The 23,050-nt window shown below is 61.2% G+C and carries 22 protein-coding genes; 10 read left to right on the top strand and 12 right to left on the bottom strand.

The window, feature by feature from the left end; translation table 11 throughout:
- Positions 1-288: 288 nt before the first annotated feature.
- From FEJ81_RS02665 to FEJ81_RS02635, 7 genes are all read left to right on the top strand, one after another.
- Positions 289-1,239, top strand: coding sequence for a hypothetical protein (locus FEJ81_RS02665; protein WP_138243816.1), 951 nt, complete (start codon positions 289-291; stop codon positions 1,237-1,239).
- Positions 1,236-2,999, top strand: coding sequence for a 3'-5' exonuclease (locus tag FEJ81_RS02660; RefSeq protein ID WP_138243815.1), 1,764 nt, complete (start codon positions 1,236-1,238; stop codon positions 2,997-2,999). The genes FEJ81_RS02665 and FEJ81_RS02660 overlap by 4 nt, the downstream gene beginning before the upstream one ends.
- Positions 2,996-3,838 (top strand): hypothetical protein, encoded by an 843-nt coding sequence (locus tag FEJ81_RS02655; protein WP_138243814.1) that lies wholly within the window; start codon positions 2,996-2,998, stop codon positions 3,836-3,838. Before FEJ81_RS02660 ends, FEJ81_RS02655 begins: the two co-directional genes overlap by 4 nt.
- Before the next feature lie 50 nt (positions 3,839-3,888).
- Positions 3,889-4,134, top strand: a complete 246-nt coding sequence (locus FEJ81_RS02650; protein WP_138243813.1) for a hypothetical protein — start codon at positions 3,889-3,891, stop codon at positions 4,132-4,134.
- A 401-nt stretch (positions 4,135-4,535) separates the two neighbouring features.
- Positions 4,536-4,811: a PadR family transcriptional regulator gene (locus FEJ81_RS02645; RefSeq protein ID WP_138243812.1), complete on the top strand. Its 276-nt coding sequence runs from the start codon at positions 4,536-4,538 to the stop codon at positions 4,809-4,811.
- A gap of 209 nt (positions 4,812-5,020) precedes the next feature.
- A complete protein-coding gene (locus FEJ81_RS02640; protein WP_202979393.1) occupies positions 5,021-5,581 on the top strand; it encodes a site-specific integrase in 561 nt (186 codons plus the stop codon).
- A gap of 122 nt (positions 5,582-5,703) precedes the next feature.
- Positions 5,704-5,928: a hypothetical protein gene (locus tag FEJ81_RS02635; RefSeq protein ID WP_138243810.1), complete on the top strand. Its 225-nt coding sequence runs from the start codon at positions 5,704-5,706 to the stop codon at positions 5,926-5,928.
- 157 nt (positions 5,929-6,085) lie between these two features.
- On the opposite strand, the gene proS is transcribed toward FEJ81_RS02635, so the two are convergent.
- Entirely contained in the window at positions 6,086-7,567 is a 1,482-nt protein-coding gene (proS, locus tag FEJ81_RS02630) for a proline--tRNA ligase (RefSeq protein ID WP_138243809.1), read from the bottom strand.
- A 180-nt stretch (positions 7,568-7,747) separates the two neighbouring features.
- On the opposite strand from proS, the gene FEJ81_RS02625 reads away from it, so the two are divergent.
- Positions 7,748-8,722: a quinone oxidoreductase family protein gene (locus tag FEJ81_RS02625; protein ID WP_138243808.1), complete on the top strand. Its 975-nt coding sequence runs from the start codon at positions 7,748-7,750 to the stop codon at positions 8,720-8,722.
- 45 nt (positions 8,723-8,767) lie between these two features.
- On the opposite strand, the gene FEJ81_RS02620 is transcribed toward FEJ81_RS02625, so the two are convergent.
- The 9 genes from FEJ81_RS02620 to FEJ81_RS02580 form a co-directional block, all read right to left on the bottom strand.
- Entirely contained in the window at positions 8,768-9,262 is a 495-nt protein-coding gene (locus tag FEJ81_RS02620) for an 8-oxo-dGTP diphosphatase (RefSeq protein ID WP_138243807.1), read from the bottom strand.
- A 285-nt stretch (positions 9,263-9,547) separates the two neighbouring features.
- Positions 9,548-10,396, bottom strand: a complete 849-nt coding sequence (gene speB / locus FEJ81_RS02615; RefSeq protein ID WP_138243806.1) for an agmatinase — start codon at positions 10,394-10,396, stop codon at positions 9,548-9,550.
- Positions 10,396-10,770 (bottom strand): translation initiation factor IF-5A, encoded by a 375-nt coding sequence (locus FEJ81_RS02610; RefSeq protein ID WP_138243805.1) that lies wholly within the window; start codon positions 10,768-10,770, stop codon positions 10,396-10,398. The genes speB and FEJ81_RS02610 overlap by 1 nt, the downstream gene beginning before the upstream one ends.
- 384 nt (positions 10,771-11,154) lie before the next feature.
- Positions 11,155-12,228 carry an enolase-like domain-containing protein gene (locus FEJ81_RS02605; RefSeq protein WP_138243804.1) on the bottom strand — a complete coding sequence of 358 codons (1,074 nt, stop codon included), beginning with the start codon at positions 12,226-12,228 and terminating at the stop codon, positions 11,155-11,157.
- A gap of 124 nt (positions 12,229-12,352) precedes the next feature.
- Positions 12,353-14,026 carry an asparagine synthase-related protein gene (locus FEJ81_RS02600; RefSeq protein WP_138243803.1) on the bottom strand — a complete coding sequence of 558 codons (1,674 nt, stop codon included), beginning with the start codon at positions 14,024-14,026 and terminating at the stop codon, positions 12,353-12,355.
- Positions 14,027-14,113: 87 nt separating this feature from the next.
- Positions 14,114-15,787, bottom strand: coding sequence for an ABC1 kinase family protein (locus tag FEJ81_RS02595; protein ID WP_138243802.1), 1,674 nt, complete (start codon positions 15,785-15,787; stop codon positions 14,114-14,116).
- A 76-nt stretch (positions 15,788-15,863) separates the two neighbouring features.
- On the bottom strand, positions 15,864-16,226 hold the full coding sequence (locus FEJ81_RS02590; protein ID WP_138243801.1) for an Hsp20/alpha crystallin family protein: 363 nt from the start codon (positions 16,224-16,226) through the stop codon (positions 15,864-15,866).
- Between the two features lie 134 nt (positions 16,227-16,360).
- Entirely contained in the window at positions 16,361-16,858 is a 498-nt protein-coding gene (locus FEJ81_RS02585; protein WP_138243800.1) for a hypothetical protein, read from the bottom strand.
- Positions 16,851-17,540, bottom strand: a complete 690-nt coding sequence (locus tag FEJ81_RS02580; RefSeq protein ID WP_138243799.1) for a nucleotidyltransferase domain-containing protein — start codon at positions 17,538-17,540, stop codon at positions 16,851-16,853. Before FEJ81_RS02580 ends, FEJ81_RS02585 begins: the two co-directional genes overlap by 8 nt.
- 164 nt (positions 17,541-17,704) lie before the next feature.
- On the opposite strand from FEJ81_RS02580, the gene FEJ81_RS02575 reads away from it, so the two are divergent.
- Entirely contained in the window at positions 17,705-19,024 is a 1,320-nt protein-coding gene (locus FEJ81_RS02575; protein ID WP_138243798.1) for a molybdopterin molybdotransferase MoeA, read from the top strand.
- A gap of 1 nt (position 19,025) precedes the next feature.
- Here FEJ81_RS02575 and FEJ81_RS02570 read toward each other — a convergent pair whose 3' ends face one another.
- Both FEJ81_RS02570 and FEJ81_RS02565 read right to left on the bottom strand, forming a co-directional pair.
- The gene (locus FEJ81_RS02570) at positions 19,026-19,652 is read right to left on the bottom strand and encodes a DedA family protein (protein WP_138243797.1); all 627 of its coding nucleotides are present in this window, start codon (positions 19,650-19,652) and stop codon (positions 19,026-19,028) included.
- A gap of 71 nt (positions 19,653-19,723) precedes the next feature.
- A complete protein-coding gene (locus tag FEJ81_RS02565) occupies positions 19,724-20,851 on the bottom strand; it encodes a serine hydrolase domain-containing protein (protein WP_138243796.1) in 1,128 nt (375 codons plus the stop codon).
- Positions 20,852-20,997: 146 nt separating this feature from the next.
- Between FEJ81_RS02565 and FEJ81_RS02560 the strand changes: the two genes are divergently transcribed.
- Positions 20,998-22,911 carry a molybdopterin biosynthesis protein gene (locus FEJ81_RS02560; RefSeq protein ID WP_138243795.1) on the top strand — a complete coding sequence of 638 codons (1,914 nt, stop codon included), beginning with the start codon at positions 20,998-21,000 and terminating at the stop codon, positions 22,909-22,911.
- Positions 22,912-23,050 lie beyond the last annotated feature (139 nt).

The following is a 23,050-nucleotide window of genomic DNA, read 5'->3' as shown; positions in this document are numbered from 1 at the left end:
GTGAACAGAATTACCACGAATCCGTAGTAACTCAGCAAGCGAATATGGACTAACCTCCATTCCACAATCAACGAAGTGCAATTCGTTAAATGACGAAAAGACCTTTAACACTAGAAATCATACATTAGAATGGGCTAAGGGCGAGTCAATTGGGAATTGGTGTTGTCTCCTTGGCCCGCCCGTTTTCACACTTTTCTAGACTTATATTGGAATGTCTCATATTATCCAATTTGTTTCACCACTATCTGCAATAATTATTTAGGGCGATGGAAACAATTAATGAATGTAATGAAAGGCAACACCAATTCCCCTCCAGAATTTGATATCGAATCTCAGGAGGATATGATAGAATCTGTTGAATCGTTTGTTGACTACTATGCAGATACGTCTGTATCTGGCTCGAAAAAAGTCGAAGCACAGTCTGATTTCATTGATGCATTGGTTGAAGCTGTAGAGGTGGGCATCGTTGCAATAGACGATATTGACAATGTTCTCACTCGTGATGAAATTCAGAATAAGAATCCGCTAGGTGCAGAATCCATCAAGACCGATGTGAAAAATAATATCAGTGAATCACATCCACCTCTGGACCGCTGGCTTGTCGAACATACTGACGAAGTTGTCGTATACAAGTCTTCAGACACGGATGTTGATACAAGCTACTTGTGGCGGTTTGATTCAGGCCATCAAGTAGAGTTGGGGGACGAGATGTTTAATTGGTATCAATTTGCTGATGAGCTTCATAAGGTATCTTTCACATTCGATTTCCAAGACCCTCGAGAGGAATTTGAGGAGATGGGTTCGTGGAAACGTAAATTCCTGATTCCGCTACTTCAGGAAGTTGCTCGAGAAGAGGAAGTTGCAGGCAGTCGTTCTGAGGCGCTTGAAGTACTCCAGAATACGGTTCGGACGCGGCGTGCATATGATGACTTGGAAGAGGCATACCAGTCCTCTGGAGTCTATGTGGAGACCTACGATGACCCTGATACAGTATATGTGCTCTCCAAGCAGATATCCAATATAGCAGAGGAATACAGTGAAACTACACGAAGTCTACAGGCAGAACTCAACTCCCGAAAAATAGTCCGCGGAAAAGTCTCGGAGAAACAGTACCTAGAGAACGGTCAGAGTGTTCGATTCTGGAAACTCCCTGCTGATTTCGCTGAGCCCAAGATTCCCGACGACGAGGAAGATGAGGAAGAAGACGGGTCCGTAAGTTCGCGGGGTGGTGTAGCATGAGTGACCTAGCCTTTGAGGATATCCCGATATCTCAGGCTGCTGAATACCCTGTTACAGAATCGGTGAAGATACAGGGTACGGCTGGCTGTGGGAAGTCTACTCAGGCGTTCAGAAGAATGGTTGAGTGTGCCCGTGAGCGTGATATAGATGTAGAGGACGTTGCTGTCATCTCTTACCGTGTAGACCTCATTGAGGAGCTTCTGAATGACCTTGTGGATGAGGTTGGTCTCCTCTATCCATTCGATTTAGAATCTGCGGGTGGCCGTACGAAGTACTTTGGGACAGCTCACGCCGTCGCTAAGCGGATGCTTGGAAAGACGGATATAGTAACGTGGCAGGACCGTAAAGGGTGGTGCAACTCACGTGACTGGGAATATACTGGAGATAGGTCACTCGGTAAATTGTTCTTCTCAGTCAATGACTGGCTTGTGGACAACCAGGTCCCAGCTGAAGAAGCAACACGCGCTCCTGAGTATAGTGACTTCGAATCGGAATTTGGGCGTCCTATCGATATTGAACCGCTACTTGAGGACTGGCTTGAATACAAGCTCGAGAATGACCTCTATGATTTCTCTGACCTCCTCACAGTAGCAATTTCGGAGGAGCTTGTACCTGACGTTGAAATCCTCGTCATAGACGAACTACACGATGTATACCCACTTTTGAACGAAGTTATCACGATGTGGATTGATGAGGTTCGAAATCAGGGAGGTACTGTAATCGTTGCAGGTGATACCAACCAAGTCATCAATTCATATCAGGGTGCTTCGGCAGAGTTTTTCGAGCAAATTGACCTCCCAGAGATTTGGCTGGATGTATCTCATAGAGTTCCAGAGCAGCATTTTGTGCCTGCTAAGAACGTACTCAGTCAATCACAGGATGCTCCCGATGTAGATGCTAAATCCGATGATGGAGAACTACACGTAGTACGGAGTGGTTCTCACCTACCCGAGTCTGACGACGTGAATAACCCTGTAGACCTCCTCGATGAACATCGGGAATTCGGTGAGAAAGTGATGTTTTTAGCGCGGACGCAAAGCCAGTGTGAGTATATATCTAAATCTCTCAGAGATGCAGGCATCCTGTTCGGAGGGTCATCGGGAAGCACTGCATGGACAAGAAGTGACTCGCACGAACGGGTTGCGTTGTACTATTGTCTGAGAAAGCTTTCGTCAATAGACGAATGCGATTTTGAAGTGAAGGAATGGGATTCTCACGCTGCTTTCAAGCAAAGTGTGGATATCTCGCTCCGTTCAGATGACCTACGAGAATTCATCAAATACGTCCCAACTGAATATATCGTAGATAGTAAGGAAGAACTCCGTAACGAGCTCAAAGGTGAGGATTCTTGGAAAGAATCGCTGCTCACTCTATGGGTGGAGCCAGAATTCTGGAGTGAGTTCACAAGGGGTGCTGACTCACTCAATGCTCTCAATCTGAATCAGGATTTAGAAGCGTGGGTCTGGCCTGCTCTTGAGAATCCAGATAATGCTGAGAAGACATTAGCATCGACAGATAGCCAACTCATTAACGTCCGTACTATCCATGCGTCAAAGGGCGCTGAAGCCGACCTCGTAATCCTCTACGACGGTATCACTCGTCGGATACACAATTCAATGTTTGAGTCGAACGAGGCGAGAAAGAACGAGGATAGAGTCTGGTTTGTAGCACTCACACGGTCTCGGGAGAAGATGGTGGTTGTACAGGATGGATTCAGTTACACAACTAATTATCTCAATAATATAGGTAAATTACTATGAGTATATATACTAGCGTTAAATGGAAAAATGACTCTGCACTGTACAGAGCGATTGAACTGCTGGAATTAGCATACGAGGGTGAGGAATTAGATATGGGTGCTTTTTGCGTACCCCATCAGAGTATACTGCAGCCAAAGGAGCTTGAGAAGATTAGATATTCAGCTACCCCTCATGAGTGTAAAGAGCAGGTTCAGAAGGCTGCACACAATGCATACGATATTGCTAGCCAAATTGCTGAACGGATAGATGATGACGGTCTCCGAGACCAACTCTTGAGCAATATCAATCATCCGTCTGGAGACCTTCCCGATGAGTACGAACAGTTCTACCAACAGCTATCTTCTGCTGTACAGGAAGCCATAGAACGAGAGGATACCGAACTCAGTGATTTAGAAGGATTCTGGGTTCGAGAACGAGATGAGAATTCCGTCTATGAATTCCCTGCTGGCATCATTCATGATGTACTCGAAGAGCCACCTGAAGGGGTAATCTGTGTCGGGTCCCGATGGACGATGGCTGAGATGGATTATTGGGCCTCACCTGCTGCACTTGTAGCTGTAGCAGATAGGATTGTAGAACCTGAGCAAATACAGGGTCATGAGTCATCAGATATACTCTCTCCAGCAGTAACGGACTATCAAAAATTCTGGGTAAACTCACTAACCAATTCCCAGTTGATAGATGTCTTTTCCCGAGTTAGAGACCTAGGTGCAATCGGTGAGGTCCCATATTCCGTGCTACTAGCGATAGGGGAAATACACAACCTAGAACTGACAAAGGAAGGTGCACTCACACGACAATCCCGTTCTCAAGCAGAAGAATTGTTTGAAGCACTGTGAATCGGATAGTCTTAGAAATCCCTATACACCTTCTCTGAGAACGTTAAAATATGGTCAGCGAGGGGAGCGTAATTGATATCGATTGTCCAAACGGCTGTGAGTCAGAGGTGACTGTTACTGCAACAGCACCCAGCGAGACGGGAATGAAACCAATAAATCTCACCTGTAGCGCTTGTAACGCGAGAATCGAGAGGTGTGAAAAATGCGAAGATTGGACGACGCCAAAAAGTGGTCACGAGACCGTCATCGGTGATGCAAATGGTGTAATCGATGTGTTGGTCTGTTCGGACTGCTAATCCAGCTTCTATAGTCAGGTTTGTTTATCAGTGAGCAATATCGGTGTCTTTTCATTCTGCTATTTCTTAGAGCCTAGTCATGAACGCCCTCGAGCAGAGAATGCAGGAGTGTGAGCGTGCAGCTCAGAGGAGTGTGGAAAGACACAGCGTGAGGTAGCACTCAAGCGTGTGAATCTGTGGAAACAAGTGCTGCAAGAAGTATCGGATGACTACAGGAAACTTGACGAGGACGAATTTGAGCAGATGCTTGAGATGGAAATTGATTCTCTGAGGGAACACGAGGATTGATTCCTGACGGCTCTTACCCTACTTCGAGCGCATATAAAAGTCGAAATATAGCACTCTCGTACCCTGTTCGTATACTGTTTATAACAACTTCCATAGGGGTGAGAGAGGATTGCATGGACGACCTCACAGGGTTCCAGCGAGACCTGCTATACGTTATCGCAGGTGAGGAACAGCCATCAGGACAGGATGTAAAAGTAGAGATTGAGAAGTACTATAGCTCCGAAATAAACTACGGACGACTGTACCCGAATCTCGAGACGGTCGTGAATAAAGAACTGGTAGAGAAAGGACAACTGGACAGTCGAACTAATTATTACGATACCACAGGAAAGAGTAAAGAAGTCATGGAGGAGCGGCAAGAGTGGGAAGAGCAGTACCTGAGTTCATAGTCTGCTTCTGCTTTCCTCCCATCTTAGACGAAGCTACTTTCTACTTTTTCCTCTTTCTGGAAACTTCTCTCAAGTCTTAACCGCAACTCCGCGATTTGGGGCTTCTTACCCTCTTCAAATTTAACAAAAGGAATTACATTCTTCTAGATACTATAGACGAATAGGAAATGAGAGTCGAACGTAAGAGAGATGGAGGATATAAGGTCTGGATGTCTCGAGACGAATACCAACAATTAGTTCATCACACCGAATCATTAGAGGAAGAGATTGCTCTACGTCTGATGGGTGATTGTGGACTGCGAATCGGAGAGGTTGGTGATGTTTCTTATTCTCACGTGAAACGGATGCCAGATGGGTCTGGATATAAACTCCGAGTAGTGCATGGGAAAGATACGACAGGTGAGTTGGATGAGGGCAAATTCCGAGAGACTTGGCTCCCTGATGGCCTCGAGCGGTGGCTTTACCGATATAAATCCGAAAACGAGCTTAATGAGGATGAAGAGCTGATAACAGTTACCCGTCGAACCCTAAATAACTGGGTCGATTACGCAGCTGAAGGTGCAGCAGAAGAGACTGGTGACGACGATTATCGGAAATTATCCAGTCACGACCTTCGTCGTCAATGGGCTCAGCATCTCTTAGTCGAACAAAGAGTGAATCCTCGAGTCGTTATGTCTCTCGGTGGATGGTCCAGCTATGACGCTATAGAACCCTATCTCAACGCTCCAACAGATAGCCATATTGCAGAGGAAATGGAGGCTGTCTTCTAATATCTTATATTGAAAAGGAGCTGACGAGGGAAGAGGTCGACAAGCTGTTTGGGTACTGTAGATGATTCGAAACGCTTCAGAATAGCCAAAGAATGAAAGCTGTCCTCCACGTATCCTGACCTATGGTGGACGAGGAACGGGATTACGAGACTGACACGTTAAATCCAACTGAAGATATAGATGTAAGTCACAATGTAGATACGCTCAGAATGGAGCGGATGGATTCAGAGACTATCTATTTAGCAGGCTATACTGACGATGATGATGAGCCTGATTATCGGTATTGGATTATTTCTACTGAAGAGGGTCTGCGAATTGACTCTGAACTCCATTCTGGCGGTCTGTGAGTCCAATGATTGTTGAATCCCTACTCAAAGACCTCGGGAATATTTCCAATCCTATTATTAGCTATTGATGCCCGATGGATTTCTACAGATTGTCCCTTACATTATGTTCTATAGGTCTTTATAAGAATTCTAAATAGCGGTTAGTAGTCGTACTGGTCTAGTAGGACTTCGCGAAGTACGCGATCTCGTCGGCAGGGTCGCCACAGACGCCACACTCGCCGGCGTCGGGTTCGGGCACCTCACCGGCCGTCGAGCCGCCCTCGTCCTCGAGGGGTTGCATGACGATTTCGGCGGCGATCTTCTCCTTGATGGCCTCCTCGCAGGCCTCGTCGCCACACCACGGCGTCTTCACGTAGCCGCCGTGTTTGCCGATCGTTCCGAGGATGTCCTCCGGACTATGAGCTTCGCGGACGTTCTCTTCTAAGTTCTCCTCGGCCGCCTCGTAGAGCTTGTCGTAGATGTCCTCGAGGTGCTCGTCGACCGCGTCGACGATTTCGTCGCGGTCCTCGACCGCTTCGGCGTTATCCGGCCGGTGGACCAGCGTGACCTCCTCGTCCTCGACCTCGTGGGGGCCGATCTCCAACCGGAGGGGAACGCCGTTGAGTTCGTGTTCGTTGAACTTGAACCCGGGATTGCGCTCGTCGCGGTCGTCGAGTTCGACGCGGAAGCCGGCCGTCTCGAGGTCGTCGGCGATGTCCTCGGAGTACTCGAGGACGTCGTCTTTGGTGTCTTCCTGCCAGATGGGGACGATGACGACCTGCGTGGGCGCGACCGTCGGCGGGAGCACGAGCCCCTGATCGTCGGAGTGGGTCATGATGAGCGCGCCCAGCGCGCGCCACGAGAGGCCCCACGAGGTGGTGTAGGCCGTCTGTTCTTCCTCGTCCTCGTCGGCGAAGGTGATGTCGAAGGCCTCGGCGAAGCTCTGGCCGAGGTTGTGGCTGGTCGCACCCTGGACGGACTTGCCGTCGGGCATTAAGGCCTCGACGGTCGTTGTCGTGTCCGCGCCGGGGAACTTGTCGTGTTCGGGCTTCTTGCCCCGCAGCACGGGAATCGCGAGCACGTCCTCGTAGAGTTCTTCGTACTGTCCGAGTCGGGTCCAGACCTCGTCCCACGCGCCCTCGTCGCTCGCGTGGGCGGTGTGGCCCTCCTGCCACATGAACTCCTTCGTCCGGAAGAACGGCTTCGTCTCCGTCGCCTCCCACCGAACCACCGAACACCACTGATTGAGCCGCATCGGCAGGTCGCGGTGGCTGCGCGTCCAGTCGGCCATGAAGGGCGCGATGATCGATTCGCTGGTCGGGCGAACGGCCAGTCGCTCCTCGAGTTCGTCGTGGCCGCCCTGTGTCACCCACGCGACCTCGGGGTCGAAGCCTTCGACGATGTCCTTCTCCCGCTCTAAGAAGCTCTCGGGGATGAACATCGGGAAGTAGACGTTGTCGACGCCGGTCTCCTTGAACCAGCCGTCCAGCGAGTCCTGAATGGCCTCCCAGAGGGCGTAGCCGCGGGGTTTGGTGACGATGAAGCCGCCCATCGGCGCGTAGTCAGCGATGTCGGCCTTCTGGACGACCTCGGCGTACCACTCGCCGGGCTTGTGCGATTTCGACTCGGTGATACCGAGTTCTTGACTCTCGTCGCTCATTAGTACGACATGCAGTCAGCGCGGGCTTAAACCATGCGAAGGCCGAACGCCGACTCGCGAGTCGATCGCAGGGGCCACGTTGTCATGAGCCGGAACCACCGCGGCGGGAAACTATAAACTAAACATCTGTTTCCCCCGGTTCTCACACCTTTATGCGAGTCACGCCGGTATAATTCCGATATGAAAGCGATCGAAGTCGAGTCCTACGGCGACAGCGACGAACTCTCCGTGGTCGACGTGCCGACCCCCGAACCTGACGCGGGCGAGGTTCGAATCGACATCGAGTCGGCCGGGATCAACTTCGCGGACATCATGCAACGGCGCGGCCACTATCCGGACGGCCCCGACGCGCCCTACGTCCCCGGCATGGAAGCCGCGGGAACGGTCGACGCGGTCGGCGACGGCGTCGAGGACCTCTCGGAAGGCGACCGCGTCGTCGGCATGCTCGACACCGGCGGCTACGCCGAGTACGTCACCGCCGCCGCGGACCTGCTCTTCCCGATCCCAGAGGCGATGAGCTTCGACGAGGCGGCCGGGTTCCCCGTCCAGTTCCTCACCGCCCACGCGTGTCTCTTCGAGTGGGGCGGCCTCGAGGAGGGCGAATCCGTCCTCGTTCAGGCCGCAGCCGGTGGGGTCGGCACGGCAGCCGTCCAACTGGCGTCGAACGCCGGCGCTGAAGTCTTCGGCACCGCGAGCACGCAGGAAAAACTCGACCTCGCGGCCGACCTCGGCTGTGACCACCCGATCAACTACACCGAGACTGACTTCCGCGAGGTCGTCGAGGAGGAAACCGACGGCGAGGGCGTCGATCTCGTCCTCGAGAGCGTCGGCGACGACGTCTTCGAGCGCAGCCTCGACGCCATGGCCCACTTCGGCCGGATGGTCACCTACGGCGTGGCAAGCGGCGTCCCCGCCGAAGTGAGCAACCAGCGCCTGCTCTTCGAGAACAAGACGGTCAAAGGGTTCCACCTCGGGCAGGCCTCCATGCACGATCCGTCGCGAGTCATGCAGGCCGTCCCCGAGTTGACCGAGGGACTCGCGGGCGGCGACCTCGAGATCATTCTGGGCGAGTCGTTCGCGCTCGAGGACGCGGCCGAAGCCCACCAGTACATCGAAGCCCGGAAGAGTTCCGGGAAGGTCGTACTGAAGCCGTAACTCGGTGGTCTACTCGCGGGCGTAGTTTGCCAGCGACCGGGCCGATCAAAACGACACGTCCCACTCGAGGTCGTGATCGACGAACTCGGCTTCGTCGAGCGGTTCGCCGCCCTCGAATCGGAACTCGCCGGCGACGGTTTTCCCCTCGAGCACGCCCGGCAGCCACAGGTGATCGTCGTCCCACATCCGGTCGTAGGGCACCTCATCGACGGGGATCCACTCCGGATAGGCCTCCTCGGAGACGCTCGGCTCGCTGGCGAACGAGCGTGTGCGGTAGACGTGACAGAACGTGTGGGCCTCGCCGTCGAGCAGGAATCGGAGTTCGCCCGCCTTCTCGAGGTCCGAGACCTCGAGGCCCACCTCTTCCTCGGTTTCGCGGATCGCACAGTCGCGGGGCGTCTCGCCGGGTTCGCACTTCCCGCCGGGACCGTTGTACCAGCCCTCGCCGAGCCCGCGGCGTTTCTCGATGAGCAGCACCTCGCGGTCGGCCGCAGCGTCACCGCCGTCTCGCAGCGGGAAACACAGCGTCGCCTCGATCATGGTTGGGGGTTCGCTCGGAGCGTGAAAAGGGTGTACGCTCTCCGAGGGGACTCGAGTTCGTGGGGAGACGGTAGTCCGGAAAGGCTGTTCTGCTATCGTGGCAACAGGGGATCGCCACGCCCTCCCCAACCGATTCGCTCACGCCTACCGGCGTTCGCTCATCCCTCGCGTGGGGTTGTGCGACAGGTCGCCCTCGACTCGCGGTTCCTTTCAGTCACCGCTCGCACTGACGACCTGTCGCTCAGCACGCGCCACGGCAGTACACCGCCGAAGAACGAGCCGATGTCACCCGTCCGCGTGCGAAAAGACGAACTCTCGAACCAGCTTCGCGGCCAGCGCGGCCGTCTGGCCGTCGTCGCGGTCGTTGACCTCGACCACGTCGAACCCGCCGGCGTGGGGTGCCACTTCGCGCACCACGTCGCGGAGTTCGCGGGGCTCGAGGCCGAACGGCTCCATCGTCCCGGTTCCCGGCGCGTATCCGGGGTCGGCGGCGTCGATGTCGACGCTCAGGTAGACCTCGCGGTCCGCGAGTCGGTCGCCGGGCGACCACTCGCCCACCGCCTCGGGCGGAACGACGGTCACGTCGTCCGCAGCGGCGCGCTCCCACTCGGTCTCGCTGCCGGTGCGAGCGCCGAGGAGAACGACCTCCTCGACGGCGTCGACGTCCTCGAGGATGCGCCGGGTGACGGCGGCGTGGGAGAGCGGATTCCCGTCGTAGGCGTCGTACAGGTCGAGGTGGGCATCGAGACAGACGAACACCTCGGGTTCGACCGCGCGGACGCCTGCGAGGGAGACGGTGTGTTCGCCCCCCAGCATCAGCGGGACGGCGTCGTTCCAGACGGCCTCCCGCAGGGTGCTTGCAAGGTACTCGAGGTACTCTGGAACGTCGTTCCACGCCCGAACGTCGCCGCGGTCGGCGACGCTGAGGGTCGAAAAGTGCTGGTCCGTTCGGGAGTCGTAATCGTCGAACGGTTCGGCGAGAGAACGGATCCGTCGGGGACCGAATCGGGTCCCCGGCTGAAAGGTCGTCGTTGCGTCCAGGGGCGCACCGACGACCACGAAGTTCGCGCCGTCACGGGTGGATCGATCGGCCGTGTCGGTCGCCTCGCCGTCGTCGGTCGCCCCGGGAAACATCAGACGATCTTTCGCTGGTCTTCCATCTCGAGGTACTCGATGTTCTCGTCGGGGGAGACATCGATGTCGTCGGGGATGCGCATCGTGATCGTCTCGTAGGTCTCGAGGTCCATGACCTGCATGTCGTTGCCGTCGACGGAGACGACCTGTCCGTTTTTCCGCTCGATGATCGGGACCCAAATCTTCGCGTCGACCGGCTGGGAGAGCGAGCGCTTCTTGCCGTCGAAGACGCCCTCGGCCTCAACACGAGCCTTGGCGCTGCCGTGTTTGCCCGGCTTCGCCGTCGAGTAAGCGTTGATCTTACACGGCGTGTCATCGATCATGACGTAGCTTCCTTCCTGGAGTTCGCGAACTTCGGTCTGCTGTTTCGCCATGTCCCGGCGTAATCAATCGACGTGCATAAACCGTTTGGAATGGCCGCTGGCGTGCGTTCGATGTGCTAACAGGGCCGGTTCAGGCGCCGATCCGACTCGGCGCAGTGCAGCGATTCGCAGATTGACGAAACCCTCATCCTTTTCATCTGGAGGCTGCAACCGGACGAATGTCCGGGTGAAAAACTCACATCCAGGCTGGACCGCAGAACTCACATCCATCCAGTCCACCCCGGACTTCTTCGAAACAGTCCGAAACCCGAAAGTCTACTGGCTACGTACGACGGTATCGACGCCGGCGGCACCGACGAGCGCCTCGAGTCACCGTTCCGATACTCCAAGCCCTCTTTTGAACCAAAGGCCAGTAGAGACCCGGCGCGACCGTTCTCAGCGGAATCCGACGGACTCCGTCGACAACTCCAGCGGACTCCGCGGTAAGCCGTCTCCGACATCGGGGTCGTTGTACGCCCGCGGCGCCACGTCGTTCGGTCCGTCGGGATAGCAAAGCGACGCCAGCCGCTGGATCTGGCCGCGGCCGACGCCGAGTTCGAACTGGCCGCCGCCGTACAGTCGCACGTCGCGCTCGTCGCAGTAGGCGATCGTCTCGCACAGCGACTCGAGCGAGCCGAAGCGCGAGGGTTTGATATTCAGCCAGTCGGGCTCCCACGGCAGCGCCTCGATGTCCGCAATCCCGTGAATCGGGGCGTCCCACGAGACACGGGACCTAACAGCGGAGTCCTCGAACAGCGGCCGCGTCTCGTCGGTCAGCGCCGGATCCTCGATCACGGCCTCGGGGAATGCCTCGAGCACTCGCTCGTACAGGTCCGGATCGGCTGGCACGTCCACCTCCGTTCCCTCGTACCGCCCCTTCAGATCGAGGATGCGGACCGCGTCGGTCCCGACGGTCTCGCCGATGGCCGCCACCAACTCTGCGTCCCACGCCGGGATGGGATCGAGCTTGAACTCGAGGTCGGGCACCCGCTCGCGCAACGACTCGAGTCTGTCGGTCGTCGGCGGCTCGCCGAGTCGGGTGCTGGCGACGAACCGGACGGGATCGGCCGTTCGGCCCAGTTCGCTCCCGAGGTCGGTGTCAGCCTGCCGGAGCGCGAGGTCCAGCGCGGCGCTCTCGAGGCTCCACCGTCGATAGTTTCGAAAGACCTCGCGGTCGGGCGCACCGCCGGGAAAGAGATCAAGGTCGGCGAGCCGCGAGGAAAACGAGTCGATCGTCCACTCGCCGGTCAGGTCGGGCAGCCCCGACTCCGCCAACCGGTCGTGGTCTTCGGTTTCGTAGGTCACGTCCTCGCCGCGGCCGGTCGCCGTTCCGTCGCCGCTCGATGCCGGTCCTGTTAGCGAAATCTCCGTCGTGACGCGGGTGAACTCGCTCGAGGTCTCGCGCTCGAGGCGGTCGGTCGACACCTCCTCGATCGTCAGCGGCAGGTCGGCGATTGCCTCGTACTCCATACCGGTCGTTCGACCCCGGCGTGGAAAGAAGCTCGGGGCCGCCGCGGCCGGTGCGAAACGGGTCGGCCGACTCGACTCTCAGCGGTCTCGAGACGCACGCACGGAGGAATCTGGGCTCGGTCGGTTAGACTGTCTCTCCCGGAGACCGCGGCGCGCTCGAGGGCACCGACACGGTCCGAGTATGAGAGACCGGCTCGAGGTCGTCCGCTCGGAGGACGCGGTCGCGCCAGACGGCGTAGCCGGCCAAATTCCACGCGAGGCCGGGCGAGTGGTCGACGATCTCGCCGGAGATGTCCGGTGCGAACTCGGGAACGTCGTAGCGGTCGAAGACGGACGCGAGCGGGCCCGTCGAGAGGAATCGATCGGCCGGGAAGTTGCCGTTGCCCTTCGGCTTGCTCCGGTCGTACTCGGGGTACCACTCGCCGAGCAGCCGCTTCGGGACGTGTTTGGGCTCGCCGTCGCGGACGTAGCGTTCGGGCGAGGAGAGCCCGAGCGCGAGTTCGGCGACCGCCTTGCCCGCGAACGGCGTGTACATCTCACAGCCCCGCGCGAGGCCGGCCTGCCGCCAGACGGTGACGGCGTCTTCACAGAAGAAGTCGATCCACTGCCCGACGTGGACGTGCTGTGCGTAGCTGTCCCCGCTGGCGTCGGGAACGCGGTCCATCGCGTACTCGTAGCGCTCGCGCTGTCGTCGCTCGTACTGTCGGCGACCGATCGTCTCGACGACGGAGGGCACGTCGGTGTAGACCGCGAACTGGAGCCCCTGCCCGTCGGGATCGGACGGATGCCGCCGGAGCCGTTCGAGCACGTCCCGGTGTTGCTGCAGTTTCGCGACGACCGGCGGAACGTACCCGAGATGGCGTGTCATCCAGACTTTGCGAGCGACCTCGAGCGAGCCGCCGAGGCCGAAGACGGCGTCCGCGACCTGCCCGCTGACGAGCGTGTCGTTGCCCTCGAACTCGCGGTAGATCCCGTCGAACGTCGGCGTCTGGAGCTGGTGGGGCGGCATCCCCAGCGCGTCGACGGCCGCCTCGAGCCGCTCGAGATACGAGGATTCCGACATTTCGACGACCTCGCGGTCGGTCTCGACGAGGTCGTTCGCGCGGTCGGCGTACTCCCGTTCGAACTCGAGTTCGGGCGTGTCGAAGGCGCCGGTGACGCTCTCGGTCGGATTCGTCAGGTAGGGCTCGAGGACGGTCGAATCGACCCCGCCGGAGAGCATGAGCGAGGCGTCGTCCGCGATCGGGGCACAGACCGCCGACAACACCTCGTCGAGCCGGTCGTGTGCGCTCGTGGGAGAGAGATCGGGCTCGGGCTCGAGGGTCTCCGTCAGTTCGGTTCGGGGCGTGGTCTCCCCGGGCGTCCACGCGAGCGTCTCGCCGTGGCCGAGGCGGTGGATCCGCTCGACGTAGGAGTCGATCGGCGTCGTCCGGTAGAGCAGGTGGTCGGCCTTCGCCCGGTCCGGAACCGTCCGGTCGGCGGGCTCGAGTCGGGCGAGGGCGTTCCGAAATAGGTCGGTGAGGACCGGCTCGCCGCTCGAGTCGAGACAGTAGAACACCTCGTAGGCCGACGTGATGCCGCGGTGGGCGCGTATCGTCGGCTCGTCCGCGCGAGATGAGAGGACGACGATCGTTCCCTCACCGGGCAGCGAGTCGTGGAGTGCTTTGACCGCCTCGAAATCCGCTCCGGCGTCGATCTCCGCGCGGAGTTCGTGCGCGTGCGTTCCACAGAGGATCCACTGGCGCTCGTCCCGACTGACGACCTCGGCGTTGGGATTCGCGAGCAGTACTGTCGGCATTACTCGTCCGAACCGGCACATCGGACATTGTAATGGAATGGATACTCCGCTCGCGGCGATATTCAGTCGGCGATGAACTGTATGTCGTCACTCGTCGCGGCGCTGGCGCAGATTTTGTCGCGTGAACTGCGGTCGCGTCCCGATCGATGTCGGCGAGCGGAAGGATCGGTAGAGCTGGATCGTCACGAACACCGCAACGACCGCCGCGACGACCGACGCTCTCGGTGCCTCGAGCGCGTAGAGGACGCCCATCGAGAACAGCGACATCGTGAGCAACATGCCGTAGACCAGCCGCTTGGCGAGGTCTTCGAAGACATCCGCCGAGTCTTCGACGCCGATGCGGACGTGGAGGTCGTCGCGGTCGAGCCGGTCGAGCGCCCGCTCGGCCTTGGGTGCGAGTCTGGTCAGCGACTCGCCGGTCCGACGGAGCTGTCGGCCCGTCTCGTCTATGTACTGCCGGATCGACTCCTCGCGATACCCCTGCTCGGTCAGGTAGTCGGTCGCGACCGAGATGAAGTCGAAGTCCTCGTCTAACGTGACGCAGACGCCTTCGACAACGGTCGCGACACGCAACACGAGCGCGAGGTTCTTCGGGAGTCGGAGCGGGAACTCGTAGATCGAGTCCTCGATCTGGCCGACGATCTGGTTGACGCGGTACTGCTCGACGTCCTCGCCGCGGGCGTCCTGAATGGCGATCTCCATCACCTCGGCCATCACGCCGCGGTCGGCGTCGGGGGACAGCGTGCCGATCTCGACGAGCGCGTCGAGGATGCCGTCGATATCTTGGTTGGCGACGGCGATGTAGAAGTCGACGATCTTCTCTTGGACGAACGGATCGACCCGACCGGACATCCCGAAGTCGTAGAAGACGATCCGCTCGTCGTCGGTCACCGCGAGGTTGCCCGGATGCGGATCGGCGTGAAAGACCCCGTCGTCCATGATCATCTGCAGGTACGACCGCTCCAAGTTCTCCGCGATCGTGGTCCGGTCGATCCCCTTGCGCTCGAGTGCCTCGACATCGTTGATCTTCGTCCCCTCGACGTACTCCATCGTGAGCACGCGCGGGCTGGAGTGGCTCTCGATCACGTCGGGGATCAGGAAGCGATCGTCTCCCGCGAAGTTGCCCCTGATCTCGGCGAGCATCTCGGCCTCGCGCTCGTAGTCCATCTCCTCGCGGATGGTCTTCGAGAACTCCTCGGCCAAATTCTCGAGCGAGAACGACCGGGCGTCGTCGACGAAGTACAGCAAGATCGGTAGCGACCACTTGATGACGCGCAGATCGGCCCGAACGAGGGCCTCGATGTCCGGTCGGCGGACCTTCACGGCGACGTCGCGGCTCCGTTCGCCGTCGATAGGGGTCGCCGCTGCATCGCCCTCGACGCCGTCACCGTCTCCCGTCTCGGCGTCGGGATCGAGACGGGCCCGATAGACCTGTCCCAGACTCGCGCCGCTGATCGGCTCGGTGTCGAATTCCGCGAATCGCTCGTCGACGGGGCCGAGTTCCGCCTCGAGCACCCGTTTCGCCCCGGGCCAGGGGGCCGGCGGCACGTCGTCTTGCAGCGACGCGAGCACGTCGATGTACGCCGGCGGGAGCACGTCCGGGCGGGTCGACAGCAACTGGCCGAGTTTGATGAAGGTCGGCCCCAGCGTCAGCAGCGACTCGAGCAGGACTTCGGCCCGGTGGCGGTGCGTCTCGGAATCGACCTGCCGGCGCCGGCCGAACAGCAGGAAACGCCGCCGGTCGCGGGCGTAGGCGAGCAACAGCGGGAGGAACTGCCACGCGACGACGACGAACCGCTTATAGGCGCGGAGGGAGGCCAGCCTCGGTCACCCCGCGTTAGGCGTCCTCGTCGACGATATCGATCGTCGTCTCCTCACCCGCGCCGCGTTTCGGGAGGGTCACCTCGAGGACGCCGCGGTTGACCGTCGCCTCGGCCCCGGCATCGGAGGCGTCGTCGGGCAGCGGGAGGTCGACGTCGAGAAAGAGCGAGCGGTTCTCCTCGAGGTAGCGGTAGTCACCCGTGGGCTCTTTGTCGCGGTGGGCGTCGATGGATATCTCTCCCTCTTCGATCGCGAGGTCGAGCGACTCGGCGGAGACGCCGGGCACGTCGAGCACGAGCAGGTAGGCGTCCTCGCTCTCGAGCAGATCGAAAAAGACGTCATCGGAGAGGTCCCGCAACGCGTCGCGGAGCGCTGACATAGATACTGGTTCGAACGCCGATACGAAAAAGGCCGCGGTCGCGGCGAGTCGTCGATCGCTCGAGTAGAGCGGTGAAACAGCACGTTCGGACTCGCCGCTCGAGTGAGACGGTATCGGAATCGATCCGGTGCGTGTTATGCCGGGGGCTCACAGCGACACTCGTGGCCGTGCGAAGAGCGACCGATGACGAAGGAATGGATTTCAGTGGCGAGCGTATACAGTTTCTCGGCGCGGTCTGCTGTCGCGAGACCGTCCTGATAGTACGTCTTCGCTCTGTGTTCTCGCCATAGATCTGCGAGGTCCGCGGCGACGGACTCGGAAAAGACGCCGATCGCGGCGGCTTCTCGATACACGCCGGGATGCGTGCCCGGCAAGTCGTCGGGTTGGATTGTTCCGCGCTCGAGGAGGCGAAACTCGACCGTTCGTTCGATCGCGACGAACGATGCTTCGATGACGAGCGTATAGTATTCCGCCTTGCGAAGCGCTTTAGCACCGGCGAGCAGTCGGCACCCCTTCCGAAGTTGGAGGAGCGCAGCGTCTTCGACGTCGAGACCGGATTCGATCTCTGTCGGTCGCCGATCGAACGCGGCTTGGACATCGTCGGTCAACTGTTCGATCCGCGAGTTACTCATCGGCGAACACCGCCTTTCGAATCGTCTGAAGGCGGCTATCACCGTATACCGTGATTCCCTCCGAAAAGATCTCTCGAACTTTCGACCCGGCACGCCGCGTGCTCTCTATCGATTCGACGGACGGCTCGAAATCGAATCGGTCCCCGTCGAATCGTCGGTCACCGAGGTCGGCGACCACGCCCGCCACGAGTCGCCGCGCGCTCGTCCGGTCCCCGTCGACGACGACGAACAGATCGATGTCGCTCCGCCTGTCGGCCTCGCCTCGAGCGACGCTTCCGAAGAGGATGATGCCACAGATTTCATCGACATCGTCGGCGTCGGCGACCGCCCGTCGAACCCGGTCGACGAACGCGCGGATCGGCTCGTGGAACTCGGGTTGTTCGACGGCGAGCACTGGATCGTCCTTTCGCAACCGGTGGGGGTCGATCGAGACGTAATTTCGTTGCGGAGTCTCTCGAACGCAGACGACGCCGATGCCGTCGAGCAAGTCGACCGCTCGCCAGACGGTCGAGCGAGCAGCCCCAGTCGCGTCGACGAGTTCCGGAATCGTAAACTCCGTCTCGTGGGCGTCGACTAACAACCGGAGGACATCGTCCGCTGTTTTGCTCCGGAAAATGTCGATTTCGCCACCGGGGTACGGATCGATACAGACAGTTATACTTCGTTTCGATTCTTCGGACACTGTTCGATATTATGCAACGACATATAAAGAACCACCGCCGCTAGTGGGCTATGTCCCCAGCGAGCCACCTCCGTGGCAATTCGACTCGCTGCGGCCTCCTCAAATTGAGTACCCGGTCGACGGGTTCCCCCACGCTTTTGGCCTCCGGCGACCCGATTCAGGGTATGGAAGGTGCCGACCGCGAACGGACGGAAGCCGGGTTCAAGGTTCGGACGCCGGTCGACGAGGCGCGCCGGATCTTGCGGGACGCAGTCGAGGGGAGTGGCGACGCCGACGCGGACGTCCCCTGCGGGACCGAGACCGTCGACGTCGACCGCGCGGACGGCCGCGTCCTCGCCGCCCCCGTCACGTCCGCTCGAGACGTGCCCCACTACGAGCGGGCGGCGATGGACGGCTACGCCGTTCGGGCCGCGGACACGTTCGGGGCCAGCGACCGGTCGCCGGAGGTGTTGCGCATCGCCGAACCGGCCGAATCCGGCGACGAGCACGCCACGGCCGACCGTATCGACCCCGGGACGGCCGCGCGGGTCCACACCGGCAGCGCGCTCCCCGAGGGGGCCGACGGCGTCGTCATGATCGAGCGGGTCACCGAACTCGAGTCGGCGGGCGAACTCGAGGTCGAGGACGCGATCGCGGAGGGGGAAAACGTCGCGCCCGTCGGCGAGGACATCGAAGAGGGCCAACACCTCTACGACGCGGGCCACCGGCTCCGGCCGTCGGATCTGGGACTGTTGCGGTCGGCGGGCTACGGCCGCGTCGCGGTCGCCCGACAGCCCACGGTCGGCGTGATTCCGACGGGCGAGGAACTCGTCGCGGGCGATCCCGACCCCGGAGAGGTGGTCGAAACCAACGGGCTCACCGTCTCGCGGCTGGCCCAGCGCTGGGACGCTCGCGCGACGTACCGCGACGTGGTCACCGACGATCCCGAGTCGCTTCGCGTGGCGATCCAGCGGGACCTGACGAAGGACGTGGTCGTCACGACCGGCGGCTCGAGCGTCGGCGAGCGCGACCTGCTCCCGGAGGTGATCGACGATCTCGGCGAGGTGCTCGTCCACGGCGTCGGACTCAAACCCGGCCACCCCGTCTGTCTCGGAATCGTCGAGGAGACGCCCGTCCTCGCACTGCCGGGGTATCCCGTCGCCTGTATCGTCAACGCCGTCCAGTTCCTCCGGCCGGTCCTGCGCTGGCTCGAGGGAACGACCTCCGACCCCCACCCGACTACGCGGGCCCGACTCGAGCGCAAGATCCCGAGCGAGCCCGGCACGCGGACGTTCGCACGGGTGCGACTCGAGGAACGCGACGGCGACGGGGCGGAACCAGGCGGCGACGAACCCGCGTACGCGGCGATTCCGACCCGAGCGAGCGGGTCGGGTGTTCTCTCGAGCGTCGCACTGGCCGACGGCTGGGTGGTCGTCGACGACGACCGCGAGGGGATTCCGGCCGGGGAAACGGTCGCCGTCGAGGACTGGGAACCGAACGCCTGAGCTAGTAGCCTCGTTCTTTTCGTCGGTGTCGCGTGACGATCAGGAACCCCGCTACGAGGACCACGGCCGCGATCGTTACGGCGAGGACCGGCCGCTCGGCGGCGACGGAGCCGGCGGCGGCGAAGAGCGATCGCTGTCGCCCGTAGTAGACGACCGCGCCGACGGCTGCGTAGAACAGGACGGTGCCCGCTGCCGTGTAGACGCCGAACCGGGCCGGCGACATGCCGGCGAGCGCCGCCGGGATGGAGACGACGGATCGCAACGCCGGCAGGAATCGGCCCCAAAAGACCGACGACTGTCCCCAGCGGCGGAACCACTGCCGGCCGCGTTCGGTCGCGTCCTCGGAGACGTTGATCCGCTCCCGGAGTCGGCCGAGTCCGCGCGAGCCGGGGCCGCGAAACGCGTAGAACGGGACGAAGGCTCCGACGGTCCCGCCGACGGTCGCCGCCGCGACGAAGACGAGAAACGAAATTGGATCGACGATCAACAGCGCGGCCGCGGCCGGGACGACGACCTCGCTCGGAAAGAACGGGAACAACATCGAGGTCTCGAGGAACGTAAAGACCAACAGTGCGATCGGGCCGTACAGTTGAATGAAGCGCAGTGCGGCCGTCCCGAAATCCGCCATAGGTGAGGTAGGAACGGATGACGTATCACCGTTTGGTCAGCGTACTCGGAGAAGGGGAGACGGCGTTTGGATCACTCGAGCGCCTGCCGAACCGCATCGGCCAGCGCGTTCACGCGGGCGACGTGTTCGTAGGAACCTTCCCGCACACCGTTCGTCACGTAGGCAAACCCGATGTTCTCCGCGGGGTCGGCCCAGCCGACGCTGCTCCCGAGGCCGGCGTGGCCGAACGCGCGGTCGGGGGGGAGCGAGCCGTACGGCGCGACCGTGGTGCCGCCCTTCCAGAACCCGAGCGCGAACCGGGCTTCCCGGCCGATCGTGCCGTCGGACTCCGTCTCGGCCTGTACCTGCGTCATCTCCTCGACGGTCTCTGGCTCGAGGACCCGAGTTCCCTCGAGTTCGCCGTCGTTCGCGAGACAGGCGTAGAACCGGGCCATATCGCCGGCGGTCCCGATGCCGTTGGCGGCGGGGATCACGGCGCGGTGGATCTCCTCGGAGTTGAACGGCGCGGCGACCTCGGCGTTGTCCCCGAGGCCCTCGCCGGGGTCACGACAGCGGTCGAACGGGTCGAAGCCGACCAGCGTCGCGATGTCGTCGTCCTCGTTCTCCCGGAGACCGATACCGGTGTCGTCTAGCCCGAGCGGATCGAAGACATGCTCTGCGGCGGCGTCCTCGATCGGCGTGCCCGACACGCGGCGGACGAGTTCGCCGACCAGCCAGCCGAAGGTGAGCGCGTGGTAGGCCGGGACCTCGCCCGGCGGGAAGTTCGGCTCCATCGCCTCGAGGTGCTCGACGACGGCGTCCCAGTCGCCCCAGAGGTCGGGCCGGTCGTCGATCTCGCCCCGGTTGAGCCCCGATGTGTGACTGAGCACCTGTCGCACCGTTATCTCGGCCTTCTCGGTTCCCTCGTCGGCGAACTCGGGCCAGTGGTCGACCACGCGGTCGTCGTACGCGAGTTTGCCCTCCTCGACGAGCGAGTGCAACGTGACCCCGGCGTAGGGTTTCGTACTCGAGAAGAGGACGTGTCGCGTCTCGCGGGTCTCCGCGGGGCCGTCGGGCGCTGCGACGCCGCCCGCGAGGTCGATCACGGACTCGCCGTCGACGTAGACGGCCAGCTGTGCACCGTGATGGAGGCCGACCTCGAGGTGGCGATCGAAGAGATCGGCGATACGCTCGCGGTCGGTCTCGGACAGCCGTGACATGGCTCGCACCTCTTCGGGCGGACGCTTAATTATTGTCGTACGGGAACACGACACAGAGTAGTGAGAGCGGGCGGAGCGTGGACCGCGGTGGCGGACGACGGCCCAAATCGACCGACGTTTTTAGCCGCGGCGGCCGAAGGGCCGGTATGAACCGCAAGGAGTTCCGCGATCTCGCGACCCCCGACGAGGCCCGCGCAGCGATCGACTCGCTGGCCCTCGAGGGCGGTATCGAGCGCGTCCCGCTCGAGGACGCGCGTGGCCGGGTGCTCGTGGCGCGACTCGACGCCGAACTCGACGTGCCCGGCTTCGACCGGGCGAGTCTGGACGGCTACGCGCTCCGGGCACGGGACACGTTCGGCGCGGACGAGGTTGATCCCGCTCGCCTCGACATCGTCGGCGAGGTCCACGCCGGCGAGAAGCCCGACGTGGCGCTCGAGGCAGGACAGGCCGCCGAAATCTCGACGGGCGCGGTGATGCCCGACGGCGCGGACGCGATGGTACCCGTCGAACGCACCGACACGGATTCGGGGGGCGACGAGGTCCTGGTCCGCACGGCGGTCGCCCCCGGCGACAACGTCATGTTCGCCGGCGCGGACGTGGCTGCGGGCGAGCGCGCACTCGGGCCCGGGACGACGATCACGCCCCGCGACATCGGGCTGTTGTCCGCGCTCGGGATCGACGAGGTGCCGGTCCGGGCGAAACCGCGCGTCGGAATCGTCTCGACCGGCGACGAACTCGTGCGGCCGGGCGACGAACTCGAGAGCGAGCGCGGCGAGATCTACGACGTCAACAGCTACACCATCGCTGCGGGGGTCGAAGACGCGGGCGGGGACGCCGTCCTCTACCCTCACGCCGGCGACGAACAGGACGAAATGGAGCGGATCCTCCGGACCGCGGCCGACGAGTGCGACCTCGTGCTCTCCTCGGGATCGACTAGCGCGAGCGCGGTCGACGTCATCTACCGAGTCATCGAGGAGCAAGGCGAGTTGCTGCTCCACGGCGTCAGCGTCAAGCCCGGAAAGCCGATGTTGATCGGCCGGTTGAACGACTCCGCCTACGTCGGACTCCCCGGCTACCCCGTCTCCGCGATGATGGTCTTCCGAACCTTCGTCGCGCCGGCGATCCGCGAAGCCGCCGGGAGACCGGAACCGGCGGCTGCTACCGTCTCCGGACGGCTCGCCCGGCAGGAGCGCTACGAGGAGGGTCGCCACCGGCTCATGCCCGTCGGGTTGGTCGAAAGCGGGCCGTCGGAGACGGCCCGAAACGGAGGCGGAGAATCCGCCGACGAGGACGGAAGCGACGAGACGCTCGTCTACCCGGTCGACAAGGGCAGCGGCGCGACGACCAGCCTCGCCGACGCGGACGGCGTCGTGGAGGTCGGCCCCGAGACCGACTACCTCGAGGCGGGCGAACCCGTGACGGTCACGCTGTTCTCGCCGGACGTCCGGCCGCCGACGCTGTTCGGCGTCGGCGAGGACGACCCGACGTTTTCGCGACTGCTCGACGGCCTCGAGAACCCGCGCTATCTCTCGGTCGGCAGCCGCCCCGGGCTGCGGCGGCTCCGCGACGGCGTCCCGGACGTGGCCGTCGCCGCGGGCCCGCTCGAGCAAGATACGGGCAACGCAACGGTACTCGGCCAGTGGACTCGCGAGTGGGGACTGGTCGTCCGGGCCGGCAACCCCGACGAAATCGAGGGCCTCGAGGACCTGATCGATCGCGACCTGCGCTTCGTCAATCGGACGACTGACTCCGGCCTGCGCTCGAGTCTCGGCGCTGCGGTGGCCGACCTCGCCGAAGACCGCGGATCGGATCGCCACGAGATCGTCGACGCGATCGACGGCTTCGATCTCGGCCTGCGCGCCCACGAAAGCCCCGCCCGGAAGGTCATCGCCGGCGACGCCGACGCCGGCCTCGGGCTGCGCGAAACGGCCGAGCGGCTCGATCTCGGCTTCGTCTCGCTCGGCGAGCAACCCGTACGAGTACTGGCGAATCCCGACCGCACCGAGAAGGAGGGCGTTCGGGAACTCGAGCGAGCGCTGTCGGATGTCTCGACCGAGTAGCGCTACCGGGAGCCAGCATATGTCGCAGGAATACTGACAGGAGAGTTGTTGCAGGGGACTGTCTCACAGTAGTCGCGGTAGTCCGATTACAACGAGTCCGATTCCAAGGAATCGATAGAGCCAGACTTCGGTTACGGAC

The organism is Natrinema versiforme (genome assembly GCF_005576615.1).
GTDB lineage: Archaea > Halobacteriota > Halobacteria > Halobacteriales > Natrialbaceae > Natrinema > Natrinema versiforme_A.
This window is presented reverse-complemented; position numbering and strand designations above follow the sequence as displayed.